The 17843-nt window shown below is 63.6% G+C and carries 16 protein-coding genes and 3 pseudogenes; 10 read left to right on the top strand and 9 right to left on the bottom strand.

What is annotated here, in order from left to right; translation table 11 throughout:
* Positions 1–10: 10 nt before the first annotated feature.
* Entirely contained in the window at positions 11–865 is an 855-nt protein-coding gene (locus tag ACQY76_RS17650; RefSeq protein WP_428030013.1) for a LysR family transcriptional regulator, read from the top strand.
* Positions 866–1181: 316 nt separating this feature from the next.
* Complete coding sequence (locus ACQY76_RS17655; RefSeq protein WP_428030014.1) at positions 1182–2144, top strand: LysR family transcriptional regulator; 963 nt, start codon at positions 1182–1184, stop codon at positions 2142–2144.
* Between the two features lie 120 nt (positions 2145–2264).
* On the opposite strand, the gene ACQY76_RS17660 is transcribed toward ACQY76_RS17655, so the two are convergent.
* The 4 genes from ACQY76_RS17660 to ACQY76_RS17675 all read right to left on the bottom strand — a co-directional run bounded on the left by ACQY76_RS17660 (position 2265) and on the right by ACQY76_RS17675 (position 6236).
* Positions 2265–2684, bottom strand: coding sequence for a YybH family protein (locus ACQY76_RS17660; RefSeq protein ID WP_428030015.1), 420 nt, complete (start codon positions 2682–2684; stop codon positions 2265–2267).
* Between the two features lie 177 nt (positions 2685–2861).
* Positions 2862–4475 carry a GMC family oxidoreductase gene (locus ACQY76_RS17665; RefSeq protein WP_428030016.1) on the bottom strand — a complete coding sequence of 538 codons (1614 nt, stop codon included), beginning with the start codon at positions 4473–4475 and terminating at the stop codon, positions 2862–2864.
* A 228-nt stretch (positions 4476–4703) separates the two neighbouring features.
* Positions 4704–5489 carry an AttM family quorum-quenching N-acyl homoserine lactonase gene (attM, locus tag ACQY76_RS17670; RefSeq protein WP_428030017.1) on the bottom strand — a complete coding sequence of 262 codons (786 nt, stop codon included), beginning with the start codon at positions 5487–5489 and terminating at the stop codon, positions 4704–4706.
* A gap of 114 nt (positions 5490–5603) precedes the next feature.
* Complete coding sequence (locus ACQY76_RS17675; protein ID WP_428030018.1) at positions 5604–6236, bottom strand: GntR family transcriptional regulator; 633 nt, start codon at positions 6234–6236, stop codon at positions 5604–5606.
* Positions 6237–6446: 210 nt separating this feature from the next.
* On the opposite strand from ACQY76_RS17675, the gene ACQY76_RS17680 reads away from it, so the two are divergent.
* The 5 genes and pseudogenes from ACQY76_RS17680 to ACQY76_RS17700 form a co-directional block, all read left to right on the top strand.
* On the top strand, positions 6447–7535 hold the full coding sequence (locus tag ACQY76_RS17680; RefSeq protein WP_428030019.1) for a sugar ABC transporter substrate-binding protein: 1089 nt from the start codon (positions 6447–6449) through the stop codon (positions 7533–7535).
* A 236-nt stretch (positions 7536–7771) separates the two neighbouring features.
* Entirely contained in the window at positions 7772–8803 is a 1032-nt protein-coding gene (locus ACQY76_RS17685; protein ID WP_428030020.1) for an ABC transporter permease, read from the top strand.
* A 9-nt stretch (positions 8804–8812) separates the two neighbouring features.
* Positions 8813–10297, top strand: coding sequence for a sugar ABC transporter ATP-binding protein (locus ACQY76_RS17690; protein ID WP_428030021.1), 1485 nt, complete (start codon positions 8813–8815; stop codon positions 10295–10297).
* A complete protein-coding gene (locus ACQY76_RS17695) occupies positions 10294–10626 on the top strand; it encodes a helix-turn-helix domain-containing protein (protein ID WP_428030022.1) in 333 nt (110 codons plus the stop codon). The genes ACQY76_RS17690 and ACQY76_RS17695 overlap by 4 nt, the downstream gene beginning before the upstream one ends.
* A 113-nt stretch (positions 10627–10739) precedes the next feature.
* A pseudogene (locus ACQY76_RS17700) lies at positions 10740–10995 on the top strand (IS481 family transposase); the annotation flags it as partial.
* 41 nt (positions 10996–11036) lie between these two features.
* Here the strand turns inward: ACQY76_RS17700 and ACQY76_RS17705 are convergent.
* The 3 genes from ACQY76_RS17705 to ACQY76_RS17715 form a co-directional block, all read right to left on the bottom strand.
* A complete protein-coding gene (locus ACQY76_RS17705; protein WP_428030023.1) occupies positions 11037–11435 on the bottom strand; it encodes a nuclear transport factor 2 family protein in 399 nt (132 codons plus the stop codon).
* Between the two features lies 1 nt (position 11436).
* Positions 11437–12333 carry an MBL fold metallo-hydrolase gene (locus tag ACQY76_RS17710; RefSeq protein WP_428030024.1) on the bottom strand — a complete coding sequence of 299 codons (897 nt, stop codon included), beginning with the start codon at positions 12331–12333 and terminating at the stop codon, positions 11437–11439.
* A 69-nt stretch (positions 12334–12402) separates the two neighbouring features.
* On the bottom strand, positions 12403–13047 hold the full coding sequence (locus tag ACQY76_RS17715) for a DsbA family protein (RefSeq protein WP_428033045.1): 645 nt from the start codon (positions 13045–13047) through the stop codon (positions 12403–12405).
* 115 nt (positions 13048–13162) lie between these two features.
* On the opposite strand from ACQY76_RS17715, the gene ACQY76_RS17720 reads away from it, so the two are divergent.
* On the top strand, positions 13163–14074 hold the full coding sequence (locus tag ACQY76_RS17720; RefSeq protein WP_428030025.1) for a LysR family transcriptional regulator: 912 nt from the start codon (positions 13163–13165) through the stop codon (positions 14072–14074).
* 119 nt (positions 14075–14193) lie between these two features.
* Here ACQY76_RS17720 and ACQY76_RS17725 read toward each other — a convergent pair whose 3' ends face one another.
* Entirely contained in the window at positions 14194–15108 is a 915-nt protein-coding gene (locus ACQY76_RS17725; RefSeq protein ID WP_428030026.1) for a LysR family transcriptional regulator, read from the bottom strand.
* A 293-nt stretch (positions 15109–15401) separates the two neighbouring features.
* Between ACQY76_RS17725 and ACQY76_RS17730 the strand changes: the two are divergent.
* Positions 15402–16474, top strand: a pseudogene (locus ACQY76_RS17730) (IS3 family transposase); the annotation flags it as partial.
* A 90-nt stretch (positions 16475–16564) separates the two neighbouring features.
* Positions 16565–16711 (top strand): annotated as a pseudogene (locus tag ACQY76_RS17735) (IS5/IS1182 family transposase); the annotation flags it as partial.
* Here ACQY76_RS17735 and ACQY76_RS17740 read toward each other — a convergent pair.
* Positions 16670–16927: a hypothetical protein gene (locus ACQY76_RS17740; RefSeq protein ID WP_428030027.1), complete on the bottom strand. Its 258-nt coding sequence runs from the start codon at positions 16925–16927 to the stop codon at positions 16670–16672. The pseudogene ACQY76_RS17735 and the gene ACQY76_RS17740 sit on opposite strands and share 42 nt — an antisense overlap.
* Positions 16928–17843: the final 916 nt, after the last annotated feature.

The following is a 17843-nucleotide window of genomic DNA, read 5'->3' on the forward strand; positions in this document are numbered from 1 at the left end:
GGCATGCGACATGCGTCTCGATATCGACTCCCTGCGCGCCTTCAAGACCGTTCTGGAGTTGGGCGGTGTCACGCGTGCCGCTCACAAGCTGAATCTGACGCAGTCGGCTATCAGCCATAAGCTGACCCGGCTCGAGGAACGCATTGGCCGTCCCATTCTTCTTAAAGGCGGCAGCGGCTTCGTTCCGACGTCCGATGGGCGGAGCCTGCTGTCCTATGCCGAACGTTTGATTGCCCTGCATGATGAGGCGGCCGCGCACTTCCGATCGTCCGAGTTGGCCGGCGAGGTTCGGCTGGGTACTACCGAGGATGCCGCCTGCGAATGGATGGCGGCCGTGCTGGGTCGCTTCAGGCGGCTGCACCCCCGTGTCTCCTTGAGCATTCGCGTGGCCCAGAGCCTCGTCCTGGAGCAATGGCTCCGGGCGGGAGATCTGGATCTTGCGATGATGCAGATATTTGCTCACGAGAAAGAACCACACGATCTGGAATTATGGAGAGAAGACCTGATCTGGGTGCAGTCTATTGACCACCCCTTCACGTTGGATGACAGTATTCCGTTCGTTTCTTTCGATCAGAACTGCTTCTACCGCCGCGCAGCGCAAGATGCACTGGTGGCAACCGGGCGACACCTCAACATCGTCCTGGAATGCCCGAGCTGCGATGGCGTGACAGCCGGGGTGCGCCATGGATTGGGCGTGGGCGTGATAAGCCGCCGACAGCTCAGGCCCGGCCTGATGGAGATCGAAGGCGACCTGCCTGTCTTTCCCCAGATCTGTCACATCGCTCGCTCAAGCAATGCGTTGCCGGCGGATCTTGAGAAGACGCTGATGGAAGCAGTCTCTCAGGAGATGATCGGCGACCGATAGGCCGCACGACGCTGAAGAAACCGGATCGACCGGCAATTGACGATGCCATCTCTGTCCCGCCCCCGGGGGCGCTGTTGCGACCAATCTCCTCGCCATGGAATCCACGCCGGACAGGCGCCAGGACGTTACATTGACTACCGACAATCCAAGCCATGGCGGCCGCCATGCGACGGATGCCCACCCGTGCCTAAGCGTGACCGCGCTAGTCCAAATCTCTAGTTTCGTGGGCTCCAAACCCGTCTTCCATGGCCTCAGGAAACCAATGATTGACACCGCATTCAATTGAAAAAATATCCGGGCGAAGTTACAATATGTAATGCGAAAGCTCCGCCTCGCCCTGCCGTCGATGAATGGCTTCTTCACCTTCGAGGCTGCGGCCCGTTGCGGCAATTTCGCCCGTGCCGCCGAAGAGCTCAACGTCACTCCGGCGGCGGTGAGCCGGATGATGGGCCGGCTGGAAGAACATCTCGGAATTGTTTTGTTCGACCGCACCCCCGGCGGCGTGACGCTCACCGAAGCCGGGCGGATCCTCTATGAGGCCGTCTCACGCGGCTTCTCGGGCTTCGAGCATGCCTTGCGCGAGATCGAGGACCGCAAGACCGGAGTCCAGACGGTCACCCTCTCGGTATCAACCGGCTTCACGACACACTGGATCATGCCGCATATGGCGGAGATCAAGCGGGCTTTCCCCTCGCTTGAGCTGCGTTTCCAACTCATCATGTCGGCACTGTCCGGGCCGGTCACCGATGTCGACCTCGGCATGCGCTTCGTCGACGGGCCGGATGAGCGGCACGAGGCCAGCTACATCATGCCGGAGATATTGGTGCCGATCTGCAGCCCCGGCTACCGGGAAGGCCAGCGAAGCGCGGTTGCCGACGCGGCGGGCCCGACAGAGACGCTGGCCACTTTCGGCGAAACGCAACCGGACTGGTCGCAGGTATTCTTTCCCGGGGACCCTGGGGCGGCGACCAATTCGATGATCTTCTCCGACTATGCCATCGTCGTGCAGGCGGCGATGCTGGGCCAGGGCGTGGCGCTCGGCTGGCTGAATGTTGCCTGCCACTGGCTGCGCACAAAGGCACTGGTGCCTGCGAGTCCCCGGGTGAGGGTCACCGGACGGCACTGCCAGTTCGTGCGCTCGCGCGACAAGCCATTGCGACCCATCGTGGCCGACGTGCGCGACTGGATGATTGCGCGACTCCACGAGGATGTCAGATCAGTTGCGGAACTCTATCCGGAACTCGAGCTCGATGAACAGTTGAGGCTGTGCCCCGGCTAGGCTCAGGACCCGTTCAAGCAGAACCGGGCGCCAACCCGACGTGTTAGGGAGGAAACGGAGAACTTTGCCACGCGTAACGTCGCGTGGCCGCGACCCCTGCGCGTGAGCCCGGTAGGAGGCCTACTCCTCGACCGAGAGCACCTTCTTCGGGAAGCTGGCGGGAATGTGGGAGAAATGGTGCAGGGAAATGCCCCACCCCCCGGCGGAGCGGGTCATCACCAGCGAGGTGCGGACCCGCGACGACACGATGAGACCGTCGCAATGGGTGTTCCGGATTTCGCCGAAGCCCTGCGCCGCCACGATGGTGGGCGAGATTTCGCGGACTTGCTGGTCGACGAGGCTCAGGTTCACGCGGCTATACAGCCCGACATAATGAGAAAAATAAGCCTCGATGGCGCGCCGGCCGACGAAAAACTCGGGGAGAAGCCCGAAGAACAGGGCATCGTCATTGTAAATATCGGCCAGGGCGGCGGCATCCCACGGCGACGCTGCCGCGTTCCAGCGTGTTTCAACATCGTTCGTGACCGATAGCAGCGACATGTGATTTCCCCGTCTGCGTTTGTTGATGGCGCACAACTCCCAGCACGGAAAACGGACGCCAGGCGCCGCCGCGTATCGGGATCGTCTGTGTTGAACGCACCTTCCGCGAGGGCGCTCGCGGTTAGTGTCGTGGCGTGTTTTCTTCCAGCCGGCGGTGTCGACGGTCGCGCGAAAGCGTCAGCTGGCGCCCATTGCTTGCGCGTCGCGCAGAACGAGGTCGGCTGCCTTTTCGGCGATGACATAGACGGCGGCCTGAGTATTCCCCGAGACGATGGCCGGCATGATCGAGGCGTCGGCCACGCGCAGGCCCGCAAGCCCGATCACCCGCAGCGCCGGATCGACGACGGCGGAAGGATCGGTGCCCATCTTGGCGGTGCCGCTGACATGGTAGATCGTCTGCCCGTTGGTGCGGGTGAAATTGTCCCAGTCGGCATCGCTGCGGCAGGCGGCACCGGGGCTCATTTCATGCGCCACGAAGGGGTGCAGCGCCGGCTGGTCGACGATTTCGCGGGCCATCTGCATGCCGCGCCGCATCGTGTCGAGATCCACCTGGGCGGAAAGGAAGTTCGGCCGGATGGCCGGGGGCTCCAGCGGGTCGGCGGAGCGGGAATGGATGGAGCCGACGCTTTCCGGCCGCAGCTGGCTGACACCGATGGTCATGCCCGGCTGGCGGTCGAGGATGCGCTTGGAGGCATCGGCATAGCTCGCATGCATGAAATAGAGCTGCACGTCGGCGTCCAAGAGGCCCGGCCGCGTCTTGACGAAGCCGAAGGCCAGCCCGGTGCCGAGCGAGAGGATGCCGCGCCCGGAGGCGAAATACTGCAGCACGGAGCGGGCGAGGGGGATGCCGCGCGACTGTTCGTTCAGGGTGATGGGCTGGGTCACCCGCCAGTTCATGCGGGTGCAGAAATGGTCCTGGTAGTTCTCGCCCACCCCGGCCAGCGCCTGCACCACCTCGATGCCAAGCGGCTTGAGAAGGCCGGGATTGCCGACACCGGAGAGTTCCAGCAGATGTGGGGTCTGCACGGCCCCGGCGCACAGGATCAACTCGCGCCCCGCGCGCACGCTGAGCCTCTGGCCCTGGCGCTGAAAGCTGGCGCCGACCGCGCGCCGGCCCTCGAAATCGACCTTGAGGATGTGGGCGCCGGTGACGATGTCGAGATTGCGCCGCCCGCGTGCCGGATCGAGATAGGCTGTCTTGGCGGAAACGCGGCGGCCCCGGCGCTGGGTGGCCTGGTAGTAGCCGAAGCCTTCCTGGTGGCCGTCATTATAGTCGCGGTTGAGGCCGTGGCCGGCCTGCCGGGCGGCGGCGATGAAGGCGTCGGCCAGCGGCGGGCGCAGCGCCACCTCCGTGATCGCCAGCTTGCCATCGCGCCCGCGCGTCTCGCCCTCGGCGCCGTCAAAGGCCTCGACCTTGCGGAAATAGGGGACGAGGTCGGCGAAGCTCCAGCCGGATGCGCCGCTCTGCGCCCACTTGTCGAAGTCGCCGGGCTGGCCGCGCACATAGATCATCCCGTTGATCAGCGACGAGCCGCCCAGTCCCTTTCCTCGGGGAATCGCGATCGATCGGCCGCAGGTCCCCGCTTCCGGCTCGGAGATGAACTTCCAGTTGAACGTGGCGTCCACCAGCAGCTTGGAGAAGCCGGCGGGAATGGGTATCCAGGGGCTGCTCGGCTCCCCGCCCGCTTCCAGCAGCAATACGTCGTAGCGGCCATTCTCCGACAGGCGGTTTGCCAGCACGCATCCCGCCGTGCCGCCGCCGAGAATGATGTAGTCGTAGGTCGTCTTCATGGGACTTGACCGCAGTGAAGTTGCCCGTTCGGCATGAAACAACCGCTCGGTGCGCGCCGCTGTGGCGCGCACCGGCAGGCTCGTTCCGCACCTCGCTCAGGTCAACCAGGCGTCGTGCGGGGGGCCGCAGGCAGCACCAAGCCGATCCGTGCGCGAAGGCGCGGCCGAGAACGGCAGGCGCAGGAGCGGCTGGAAGGGCACGCCCGTGGGCGCGCCCGGCCCTGTCGATCAATCGTAGAAATGGGGAGCCTTCTTGAAGCTCGGCCAGGAATCGGGGTCATGGCCGGGCACCACCATGGCGTTTTCCCGTTCGGCGAGGCGGCGTAGCTTGCGTACCGAGGCGGCGACCTCGATGGCCGAGGTGAGGGCGCCCGGCAGGCACTTGTCGTTCCAGTGCTCAAACGTGTAGGCGGCATCAATGGCGAGCAGGATCGGTCCCGAATTGGGCAGCCGCACCATGATCGACTGGTGGCCGGGGCTGTGGCCGGGCGACTGGTAGGTCTGGATCACGCCGTCGCCATACAGGTCGAAGCCGTCCTCGTCCTCCAGGAATTCCCACTGGATCCCCGGCTTGAGGATGTCCTTCATGACGTAGCCGAGCTTCATGTACCAATCGGCGCTGAACGCCCACTCATACTCGCGGCGCTGCACGATGTGCTTGGCGTTGGGGAAATTCCCGCAGGCGCCCGTATGGTCGAGATGCAGGTGGGAATGGATGACGTATTTGACGTCCGCCGGGTCGAAGCCTGCCTGCTTCAGCCGGTTCACGCAGCCGTCTTCCGGGTCCATCAGCGGGTAATATTTGTTGGTCAGTTCACCCCAGTGCCCTTCCGGGTCCAGCGCCGCCTCGACCGCCGTTCCCCCGTCGATCACCACATTGCCGCGCGGGTGGGTAATGAAGAACCAGGGAATAGGCGTGAAGAAGTCTTCCTGTCCATACCCGAGCTTGATGTCCACTTCCTTCTGGCGAATGCGTCCGGTCTGGAAAAAATACAGCCGAATATCCTCGCTCATCGTTTCCTCCACTTATCATGTTGTGATTGAGGCTGGCCGCGAAGCATCTCGCGCCGCCCGTTGTTGGAAGCGCATGCGCTTCGTGGTGAGGCCTGCCGTTGCGTCGGCCGGCGATCAATACAGCCCGTAGACGCGCATATAAGCGGCGAGGGGCGGGCGGATGTGGGTAACGGTCAGCTCTTCGAGCCGGGCCATATCGCGCGTCCGCATGGCGGCGATGATGTCCCAGTGATCCTGGAGCGATTTCAGCGACGTTCCCTGCTCGATCAGCGCGCGTGAGATGATCGCCGAGGCTCGCAGCCAGTAATTAAGCTGCAGCGCCGCCAGCTCGGCATTCTTGCAGTAGTCGAACTGGGTGGTGTGGAACAGGTCGTTGGCGTCGACGGCGGCCTCGATCTGCCCGTCGTTCAGCGCCTGCTCATAGGTGGTGTTGATCGCCGTCAGCCGGTCAGCCAGCTCGTCCAGCCGGTCAAGATCGAAGCGCCGCACGCCCTCGGCCTGAAGCATGGCGCGGATGTCGTAGAGGTCCTGGAGCTCGCGCGCCGACAGCGCCCGCACCTCGACGCCGCGATTGGCCTTGCGCTCGATGACGCCGATGCGGTCCAGCATGTCGAAGGCGCGCCGGACATTGTGGTTGGTCGCGCCGAAGCGCTCGCACAGGTCGCTTTCGACCAGGCGCTGACGCGGCATCAGCCTTCCCAACGCGATGTCACGGCGCAGAACCTCGTAGATTTCTTCGCCGCTCATCGCGCTGGGCCGTCTCATGATTTGGGACGACGACATCGAACCCTCCATTGCCCGAAGACGCTAGCGACAAGACGCCAGGGTTGTCAATTCGCTCGATAATAACATCGATTGTATCATGAAAAAAATTATAGACGAGATTATCGATAATCCGTATACCGATCCCAGAGGCTGGCAAACAGCTCGACAGCAACGAAGGCAGTGGGAGGAAACATGAGCAACGATCAAACGGATAAGGGCGCGACCGCCGGGCCCGTCGACGCCACGCCGGGAGTGACCCGTCGCGGCCTGCTGGGCGGCGTCGGTGTGGGCGTCGGCATTGCCACGCTAGCTGCGTCCGGCATCGCCATGCCGAGCATCGTCCGGGCGCAGGGCGCAAAGGTACGCGTCGGCATCGGCCTCAATTACGGTCCCTTCAACCAGCCCTGGCGCCGTGGCTGCTGGAAGATCGCACAGACGGTCACCGAAGGTGGCGGCGAACTGGTGACGGTGCGCGGCGAGCCCTCCAAGAATTCCGAACAGAGCTCCGCGCTCGCGTTGCTCGACCGCGACATCAACGTGCTGGTTCTTGGCATCTATTCGCTCGAATCCGAGACCGCCTACATCGTCGACGAGGCGCGCAAGCGCGGCATCAAGACGGTCGGCTTCGTCGTCACCGTCAAGGATTCGCCCGCCGTCAGTGAGAACACCTGGGCTACCGCGACCACCATCGGCTACCACATGCAGAACATGCTCGGCCGCCAGGGCACCATCGCCCAGACCGCCGAGGCGCGCGGCTTCTACACGCCGTTCGACATGGAAGCGGACATGCTGTCGCTCATGACGTCCTATGAGCCGCGCATGAAGATGCTGCCCTTCATCTCCGGCTCCGTCTCGACGGAAGACCAGATTTCCAAGGGCCGCGACAACATGCTGGCGCTGCTCCAGGCCAACCCGAAGCCGGGCTCCATCGCCGCCTTCATGTCCTGGTGGTGGCCGCTCACCATCGGCGCGGCGCAGGCCATGCAGCAGATGGGCCGCGACGACATCAAGCTGTTCAACCACTACACGTCAGACCAGCTTCTGGCCGGCATAGCCTCGGGCAACGTTCCCGTCGCCTTCTCCACTGACGTTCCCTACCACATCATCGGCGAACGCGTCGGCAAGCTGGCGCTGCAACTGGGACGCGGCGAGCAAGTGCCGAACAACGTCGACTATGTCCCGGTGCCGACCATCCTGCCGCAGGATGCCGCGAAATATCTCGACGAGATCCGCGCCATGGATGCCGCCGCCATCGCCTATCTCAAGCCCTTCGGCGGCTAAGCACCTCTCGCGGACATAGAAGGGCTTCGGCCGGGTGCCGGCTCCTTTGAGGGCCGGCACCTCCGGCCAGTCGCCGGGTCGCAGCCCGCGGCACGCGCCGTGCTCCGCGTCACGCATTCCCGCATACCCCGCCACGCCGGCAGGGCGCCGATGGTTTCAGGGGCGCCGGGACCATCGGGCATCAGCGACGCACCGCCCGGCGCCCGGCCGGGATGGATGGCTCAAGAGGAACGACCATGACCATAGCTGAGCAGCAAGTGCCCGCAGCGGGTGCTTCCCCCTCGCGCTCCGAAGCCGCCGGGCGCGACACCTCGCACCCGCTGGTGCGCTTCCTGCGGGTGTGGGGAACCATCCTCGTCATCCTGCTGGTCGTCGTGGCGTTTTCCTTCGCCTCGCCCTATTTCCTCACCGTGTCGAACATCAACAACATCCTGTTCTCGATGTTCACCTGCGCCCTGCTGTCGATGGGGCTGACCTTCGTGGTGGCGGCCGGGAGCTTCGATCTCTCCATCGGCACCATCGTCACCACCTCCTCGATCGTGTGCGCGCTGTGCATTCCGGTCCTCGGCGCGCCCGCCGCGATCATCGTCGCGCTGCTGGTGTCGATGCTGATCGGGCTGGCGAACGGCGTGCTGGTAACGTGGTTCCGCATCTCCGGCATTGTCGGTACCATCGGCGTGATGTTCCTGCTGGAAGGCGGCAACCAGTATCTCACCGGCGGCTACCAAGTGGCCGTGGGCTATGACGAGCACTTCTTCCGCTGGCTCGGCCAGGGGCGCTACGGCTTCATCGCGATGAAGTCGGTCTTCCTGTTCGTGTTTTTCATCATCGCCTTCATCATCGCCAACCGGCTGCGCATCGGCCACTATATCAACGCGGTAGGCGACAACCCGTTGGCGGCCTATTACTCCGGCATTCCCGTCTATCGCTGGGTGATTTCGAGCTTCGTGCTCAGCGCGCTGTTCTGCGGCATCGCCGGCATCTTCCTCGCCTCCACCTCGTCCTCGGCGCAGCCGACCGGAGGCGCGGGCTATTTGCTGGAAGCCTTCGCCGCCGTGTTCCTCGGCGCCACCATTCTCGGCAAGGGCAAACCGCACGTACTGGGCACGCTGCTCGGCGTGTTCTTCCTCTACATGGTGTCGAACGGCATGACCCAGTTCGGCGTCGACAGTTCCGCGCGCAACATCTTCAACGGCTTCGTCTTGCTCGCGGCCGTCGGCACCAATGCGCTGCTCAACCGCGAAGAACTTCATCTCCGCTTCATCTGAGGGCCGATCATGGATGCGCGTCCCATCATCGAGATCCGCGATCTCCGCAAAGACTTTTCCGGTGTCCACGTTCTCAAGGGCATCGACATGTCCTTCGACCGCGGCGAAATTCACGGCCTGCTGGGGGAGAACGGTGCCGGCAAGTCGACGCTGATCAAGATATTGACCTGCGTCTACACGGCGTCGAGCGGCGAGATATTGATCGAGGGTAAACCCTTCCACGGCCATTCACCCAAGTCCGCCAATGATGTCGGCGTCGGCGCCGTCTATCAGGACGCCGAACTCGCCTGGAACATGACCGTGGCGGAGAACCTGCTGCTGGGCAGCGAGCGCCGCTGGATCGACCGCCGGGCGATGGAGCGGGAGGCGCGGGAGATCCTTGCCCGCATCGGACTCGACATCGACCCTGCCGCCCGTGCCGGCGCGCTCACGGCTGCGCAGATGCAGATGCTGACGCTGGCGACGCTGTTCCAACGCAAGTTCAAGGTTATCATCCTCGACGAGCCGACCGCGCGGCTGTCGGGCCGCGAGAGCGAGTTGCTGTTCGCCCTCATACGCCGCTTCAAGGCGGAAGGCCTGACCATCGTCTACATCTCGCACCGGCTGAATGAGGTGAAGCTGCTCTGCGACCGCGCCACCATCCTTCGCGACGGCCGGGTGGTAGCAACGCTCACCCGCGGCGAGATCGATGAGGCGGCGGTGACGCGCCTCATGGTCAACCGCTCGGCCGCGGACCTCGAGATCACCAATCCCGGCTTCGCCCGCCAGGAGGTGGCGCTGGAGGTGAAAAATCTCGGCACCGCCAAGCTGAGCCCCACCAGTTTCCGCGTCCATCGCGGCGAGATTCTCGGCATCACCGGCCCCATCGGTGGCGGCATGGAGCAGATCGAGAAGGCGCTGAGCGGCCTCATCGCCTATCGCGGGGACATCTTCGCCGAGGGGCGCCCCGTCCGCATCGATAGCCCGTCCGATGCGCTCGACATCGGCGTGGCGCTGATACCCGAAGACCGGCGCAAGCAGGCGCTGTTCCCGAACCTCACCATGGCGGAAAACGTCTCGCTGCCGATTCTCGACCGAATCTCACGCTTCGGCATGGTGCGCAGCGCCGATATCCTGGCAAGCGGCCGCCGGGTGATCGAGCGGCTTCAGGTCTATCCCGCCGCGCCCGGCACCAAGATGCGCTACTTCTCCGGCGGCAACCAGCAGAAGGCCGTCATCGGCAAATGGTTGAGCCGGGACCAGAAGATCTACATCTTCTCCGAGCCCACCTCTGGCGTCGACGTCGGCGCCATCCGGCAGATCTACGAGATCATGCTGGAAATGGCGCGCGACGGCGCCGCCATCATCCTGATGTCGACCTCGTTCAACGAGCTGCTTTCGCTGAGCGAGCGAATCATGGTCGTGCATTCCGGCCGGGTGGCGGTGGAGCGGCCAAGGGCCGGTTTCGACCGCAATTCGCTGCTGGCGGCGACACTGGCGTCGGAGGTGGCGTGACCTCGCCCGGCTCGGATGCGCGCTTGGACAATGGGGCCCGCCCGGCGGAGCAGGAGCGCGCACGCACCGGCCCGCCCGGTAATGACATTCCCATCCGGTCGGATATCAGCGCCCATGCGCTGCGACTGCTTGCTCGCAAGACGCCCAGCTTGCGCGCTTCGTTGCGCATGCGCGCCGTGGCCCATATGCTCGGCGGCGCCAGCATAGCGGAGGCGGCGGCCGGCGCCCATGTGCGGACCCGAACCCTGCAGAACTGGATCGCCCGCTACAATGCCGAGGGCGTCGCGGGGCTGGTGGATCGTTCGCGCGAGCCCTCAAGGCCCCGATGAGAGAACGGGAAGACAATTTTTTGACGGCACGTTTCGATGTGTTTGATCCCGGGATTTGATGGTGCAGTCTTTCCGCAGGAAGGGAAGGATGCACTATGGGCCAGCTTCCATGGGAGCGCCACAGCATCAACCAGAAGACCGTCGCGAAATGGAGAAGCGGTGCTCGGTCGCTGACCTGCCGACTGGCCCCGGAGAGCCGAATCGACGGTTCTGTCGGTCGAGGAAGAGGTGATCATCGTCGCCTTCCGGCGGCATACCCTGCTTCCGCTGGATGATTGCCTCTACGCGCTGCAGGCGACGATCCCGCACCTAAGCCGGTCATTGCTGCACCGATGCCTGCAGCGGCACGGCATCAGCCGGCTGCCCGAGAGGGCGTTGACAGCGCGGCCGGGGTTTGAGGCATCAGGCGATCATTCACTTGGCGTAAGGGCCTGCACCACCATGGCACTGTCGACATATTGCGTCATGGCTGCGATCTTGCCGTCCTTCACCTCATAGAGATGGGCGAAGGCGGCACACATTGACTTGCCGGTCGCATTGTAGGTGCCGGAATAAACGCCGAAGGCGGCGACGCGGTCGCCGTCTTCCAGGAAGGTGTGGACCTCGGCGCGATAGCCGGTCCATTCGCTGCCAAGGCGCCGGAAGACGCCGGCGAGGATCGCGTCCGGCCCAACATAGGTTCCCGCATAGGGGAACCCTTCTGCCTCCGTCCATGACGCATCGGGAGCAAGAGCGGCCAGTAGGTTGCGGCCGTTCTCTTCCGACGTGCCCTCATAGGTGGCGCGGATCAGATCGAGATTGGCACCCATCTCAGCCCCACTTCATCTCGCCGGTGGCGACCTTCGAGCCGATGTCGAGCGCGACGCCCATGCCGAGGGCGGGGAAGCGGGCGATCATAGCTTCCTTCAGCGCGGCGGAGTCCTTGGCCTTTGCCAGTTCTTCCTCGAAGGCGAGGAGATAGGCCTTGGTGTACTCAACGCCCGAGAGATCGGTGGCGGCGCTCAGTGCCATGTGACCGGGCACGACGATGGCCGGCTTGCGCGCCGCGATCTTGTCGAGATTTGCGATCCAGGCGGCACGCTGTTCCTTGGTCGGGGTATCGGCGGTCCAGACATAGACACCCGAGAAGATCAGGACGCCGCCGACCACGGCGTTCAGCGACGGCACGAACAGATAGCGCCGGTTGTCCAGCCCGTCGGCATGGACGATCTCGACGGTCTCGCCATCGACGCTGAGCGCCGGACCATCGAAGGCTTCCGGAATGACGATGTCGGCGAGCGTCTGCGGACCGTTTTCCTTGAGCTGCGGCCCCCAGACGGCGAGCTTCTTTTCAACGCTGGCGTTGATCGCGGCCACCGTCGCGGAGGCGGCGATCACCTTCGCACCCGGGAAAGCTTCCTTGATCGGCTTGAGGCTGAAGTAATAGTCGGGATCGGACTGGCTGATATAGATGGTGGTGAGCGTCTTGCCGCTCGCCTTGATGGCTTCCGCCACTGCCCGGCCATCGGGGAAGGTGAAGCCGCCATCGATAAGCACGGCCTCGGACGCGCCGGTGAGCAGGACAGGTGCGCGGTAGAAGCCCTTTTCGCCGGCAGGAAAATGCTTCCAGGGCAGCCCGCTGGCGGCATGGCCAAGGCCGGCGGGGGCGAAGACGGCGGCAGCGCCGGTGGCTAGGGTGGTTTTCATGAGGGATCTCCGGGTGAGCATGGATGTCTCCTGATGGGGCAATGGAATAGAAAATGCAGGGCAGATGGGCGCCGCGCCGAGGGCGCGGGCTCAGGCCGCTTTCAGTCCGGCGACCAGCATGTCCATGCTGCCGAACAGGGCGCTGGCCCGTACGAGCCGGCGGCGGTCTCCCGCACCGACAATGAGGGCCGGGACGCCCTCGGCACCGAGCCGGCGCATCTCACTGCGGGCGGTCTCGACGCGTGAGCGATACGCCGCCATCAATGCCGTGTCGGGCGTTTCAAGGCGGTCGGCGATCCCCGGCATGTGCAGGGTCCGCAGCAGCTGTGCGAGGACGGTGACGTCGGTGATGTCGCGGCCCTCCACATAGCGGGCGTGCTGGATGGCCTTCAGCGCTTCGAACGCCCGCTCCGGGGCGGTGATGGCAACCGCGATGACCGCCAGCGTCGCCGGGCCGGAATCGAACAGGCGCGAATGGTCGGCTAGAGCCTTGTGACGATAGGCGTCGCTGAAGAGCTGGCCGGTGAGGCGGGCGATGCGCTGATCATTGCTCCACGCATAATCCGCGAAGCCCGCATCCATCGGGCGGGCGCCGGTCCCGGCGAAGAGGCCGGTGGGCGCCAGCTGAACATCGAAATCAGGCTCGCGGATCAGATTTTCCAGCGTCGCGGATGCGCCGTAGCACCAGCCACAGAGCGGATCGAACAGATAGGTGATGCGGGTTTGCTTGATCATGGCCGTCTCCTCCGCAAAGGAAATGGCACGGGAGAGCTGACCATAAAAGACCAACAAAAATGACACTCTGTATGCTAATAACAAACAGTTATGCCAATCCACCGCGTGCGCGATCATGAACCTCAATCGCCTAGCCTATTTTACGGCAGTCGTTGACACCGGCTCGTTCACCCGCGCCGCCGAACGGCTCGGCATCACCAAGGCGGTGGTGAGCCAGCAGGTCGCGCAGTTGGAACGGGATCTGGGGACCAGCCTGCTGGTGCGAACGACACGGCAGGTCCGGCCCACCGAGGCAGGCCGGCTGTTTCACGCGCGCTGCGTGATGATCCTGCGCGACGCGGAAGATGCGTTCGATGAACTGGCGCAGGCCGCGGCGGAACCGACAGGCACGTTGCGCATCACCGCCCCGAACGATTACGGCACGGCCCTTGTCGCCCCGCTCGCGGCCGCCTTCACGGCCCTCTTTCCCGCCTGCCGGGTGGAACTGACCCTGAGCGACGACACGCTCGATCTCGTCTCCGGCCGCATCGATCTGGCGATCCGTGTCGGCTGGCTGGTGGATTCCAGTCTTCAGGCGCGCAAGATCGGTTCTTTTGACCAATTGCTGGTCGCGAGCCCCGTCTTTGCAGATCGCATCGCACTGCTGCGCGCACCTGAAGATCTGGGTTCCTTGCCCTTCATCGCCAATCTCGCCCTGCGCGAACCCTTGCTCTGGTCGTTCACGCGTGGGGACCTCGACCGGCAGAACGCACGCCTGCAGGCGACCATTGCCATCGACACGACGCCCGGCGTGCTCGCGGCGGTGAAGGCTGGCGGTGGGCTTTCCATCCTGCCGGATTTTCTCGTGGCGGAGGATCTGGCGGCCGGGCGACTGATCCATGTGCTGCCCGCGTGGCAACTGCCGTCCGGCGGCATCCACACGGTCTATCCCACCGCCCGCTTCCGCCCGCCTAAGGTGACGGCGTTCGTGGACATGCTGATGGCCGCACAGAAGAAGAGGTCCATCCCCATGGCACCGGCCGCGTAGTGGCGGGCCTGACCATCTAGGTCACTAAGCAAACGCATCCCGGGCGGTGCGCTCAGCGCGATCCGTTCCCCCTTGCGAAGAGATGCAGTTCCGGCTCTCCCGCCCACAGCCAAGCGCGTTCATGTCGTCGCAATGTCGTCCCCGGACGCGCCTGCGGGACCCGGTGCGTCCATGCGGGACAATTGCTCCCAGACAGTCGCCTCGACCGGCGTGGCCTGATTGGCCAGTCGCACCGCCGTCACGTCGAGATCGCAGTAGGGAAGGCTGGCCGAGAGATCCGCAAGGTCGCCGGCCTCGATCCGCGCGCGGGCAAGCGTCGCCGGCACCCACGCCACACCGATGCCGTTCGCGGCGAGTTCCAGCGCCGCCAGTGTGAGCTCGGTCTCAACCTTGGGCACCATGTGACTTGCTCCCCGGATAGCCGGCAGAACGATCCGGTCCATGACCTGGCCAAGGAAGACGTCGGATGGATAGGCGATGAAGGGCACTTCGCCATGCGCGAACTGCCTGTTCAGGCGAGCGCCATGGGCTCGGGCGAAAACCGGGATCAGGCGGTCGCGACCGATGATGGTGGTCTCGATGTAGTTGGCGGCGATGGGGTGTTCCTCGCCGATGCGCCGGTACACCACGGCGATATCGGCCTGCCGCGACAGCAGGAAGGCAAAGCACTCATCGAGGTTAGCCGATTTCAGCTTGAGAAAGATGTCGGCATTTTTCGACTGGATCGTGTCGATGAAGCGCGGGGCCCAGGAAGCGGTTAGGGCATGCTGGCTAGCGAGAACAAGGCGGTTGCCGGCCGTGCGGTCGCCCCGGCGCAAATCGTCGGTCAACTGGCGCAGGGTGCGGGCCAGCCGTGCGATCTGGTCGCGCTGCTCGGCGGTGGTTGGGCGTAGTTGCACCGGTTTGCGCGAGCGGTCAAACAGCGCCACGCCGACATGGTCCTCAATGTGCTGCACCCGGCGCGAGAAGGCCGACTGCGTCAGCCGCCGCCGCTCGGCGGCCTCGCTGGAGGAACCGGTCTCCGCAACCGCCAAAATATCCTCCAGCCACTCCCGACGCGTTAGTCGCTCCTAATATGCATAAATTGCATCTTATTTGAATAATTCGCATTTGAAGTGCTGGAGACGATCTGCAAACTTCGAACCGGGCAGAAGCCGCGCGATCCTCGCCCACTGCTCCTTTTTCAGTTCGTACCGCTTGGTCGCAATGTGGCTCGCCAGCCTATGGGCATGGCATCGCGGGTAATGATAATGCCTGAAACAATATGACCTGAGACCCCGATCCTCCTCCAGATTTGAGTAGAGTCCGTCGATCACGGAGACGGACGATGCGAGCCTCACGGTTCACGGAAGAGCAGATCATCGGCATGCTGAAGGAGCAGGAGGCGGGGGCGAAGACCGCTGACGTGTGCCGCAAGCACGGCATCTCCTCGGCGACCTTCTACAAGTTCAAGGCAAAGTATGGCGGCATGGACGTGTCGGATGCCCGCCGGCTGAAGGCGCTTGAGGATGAGAACGCCCGCCTGAAGAAGCTGCTCGCCGAGCAGATGCTGGACAACGCTATCCTGAAGGATGTCGCCTCAAAAAAATGGTGACGCTCGATGTGAGGCGTAAAGCCGTGGCCCATGCCTGTGCCGAGCACGGGGTGAGCCAGCGTCGGGCGTGCAAGGCATTGAGCTTCGATCGCACCAGTATGCGCTATCGAAGCGTCCGTCCTGACGATGCGGCCCTGCGCGACGCCATGAAAGCCGTGGCCGGCGAGCGCCGCCGCTTCGGCTACCGACGGATCCACGTCATGCTGCGGCGTCAGGGCATCGTGATGAACCAGAAGAAGCTGCGCCGGCTGTATCGAGAGGAAAAGCTCCAGGTGCGTCGGCGAGGTGGTCGCAAACGGGCGCTTGGCACAAGACGGCCTATGCTGGTGCCGGATCGGGTCAACCTTCGCTGGAGTCTCGATTTCGTGTCGGACGCCTTCACGGACGGCCGCCGCTTCCGGGTGCTGGCCGTTGTCGACGACTTCAGCCGGGAGTGCCTGGCACTGGTCGTCGACACCTCGCTCTCCGGCCTTCGAGTGACGCGCGAGCTGGACGAGATCATGGCTGTTCGGGGCAAGCCTTCAACCATCGTGTCGGACAATGGCACTGAACTAACCTCGATGGCGGTGCTCAAATGGTGCCAGCAGACCGGCGTCGAATGGCATTACATCGCGCCCGGCAAGCCCATGCAGAACGGCTTCGTCGAGAGCTTCAACGGCCGCTTCCGGGACGAATGTTTGAACGAGACACTGTTCTCGCACCTGCCCCAGGCTCGCGCCGCTATCGCCTCATGGAAGGAGGACTACAATGTGAACCGTCCCCATTCAGCTCTCGGCAATCGATCCCCTGCCGAGTTCGCGGCAACAATCGCACTGGAAACCGAGGCCGCATGAGGCCACAAATCAACCCTCGGACTCTCTCTTAAGCCGGAGGAGAAATGGGTCTCAGGTCACTATCGCAACCTCGTCGAGCGCTTCTTCAACAAGATCAAGCACTACCGCGCCGTTGCGACCCGATACGACAAGCGACCTGACAATTTCCTCGCCGGCGTAAAACTCGCATCACTCAGAATATGGATGCGGTTTAATGAGTCGGTCGCCTAGAGCGGAAAACAGATAACCGGAGGCCAGAAGCAGCAGCGACCTTGACCGCTGCACATTGTAGAGCGCGAACAGCAGGGCGGATGTGACGATCTCTAGCGTGAAGGTGGCTGCCGCGTAGGCCGGTAGTATGATTTCCGAGTTTCTCGTCGCCTCGCGGGCAAAGGGCATTGTCGCGGTCAGGGCGCCGAGGAGGCAAAGCGACACAGCGGCCGCCACGATTAACGGCGTCCGCATTGTGGTCCGCGACGTCACCGAGTAATCGTCTCTTGCCGCCACCGAAACACCGCTCGAGAGGTTGGGAAGTCGAGAAATTCAGCAGGCAACAATGCAATTCAGTGCGCACGCGGCATGGCGCAGCGATGATGACACTACCGGACATCCCTCACGCGAGCCATCCGGTGCACCGCCGAAGACGCGGCCGATGATATTTTTCGGGTAGAGCGCTCGCGCACGTGGCGATCTGCCGACACCTTCACGGCGAGCATCAATGGTGTCGGTAAGTGGTCATGCGGTGACCTTCAGGTCCAGAGCCATTGCCTGGCAAATTTCCAATAAGCAGCCCGTCGGAATTGAGAGTAAAAAGTCCCTCCTTCGATCCGCAGATTGGTGCCTCGTTTGCCGCCCGAAAGCCGACCCTCCCAAGGTAAGAGAAGGGTCAGGAGCAGAAGCCGAGCGTTCTTGTGCGGTGCCCCGGTAGGCATTTGTCCGCCACGGTACGCAGCAGCGATACGCGTAGATGTAGGATGCTTGTTCTTTCGGAGAGTAATGTGATTGTACGCACATGCGCCACACGCACCCGTGTCGTTATAAGACATGCGCCTATGTAGGCCGCGACACGTCGCGGCCGACTACAACCACGGCCAGCACGTCGCCTTGTGATGCTGTTACTCTGCCGGTCTCGCTGCAATTAACGATCCGACGCGGCGAGGGCGTTTCCGCTGGGGAACAGTGCCGGGGTTCATCTAGGCTCCATGTCCAATTTCATGTCGGTGATTATCTAACGAAATCAACGACATGCGGACATTGAAAAGCCTGGCGCGCCGGCCAAGGTGAAACTGCGAACACCTATGTCGTTGAAATTACGATGATTTAAATCTCGCGCAATCGGGGCTATAGTTGCGACGGAGTGTCC

The organism is Ancylobacter sp., from assembly GCF_965279025.1.
GTDB lineage: Bacteria > Pseudomonadota > Alphaproteobacteria > Rhizobiales > Xanthobacteraceae > Ancylobacter.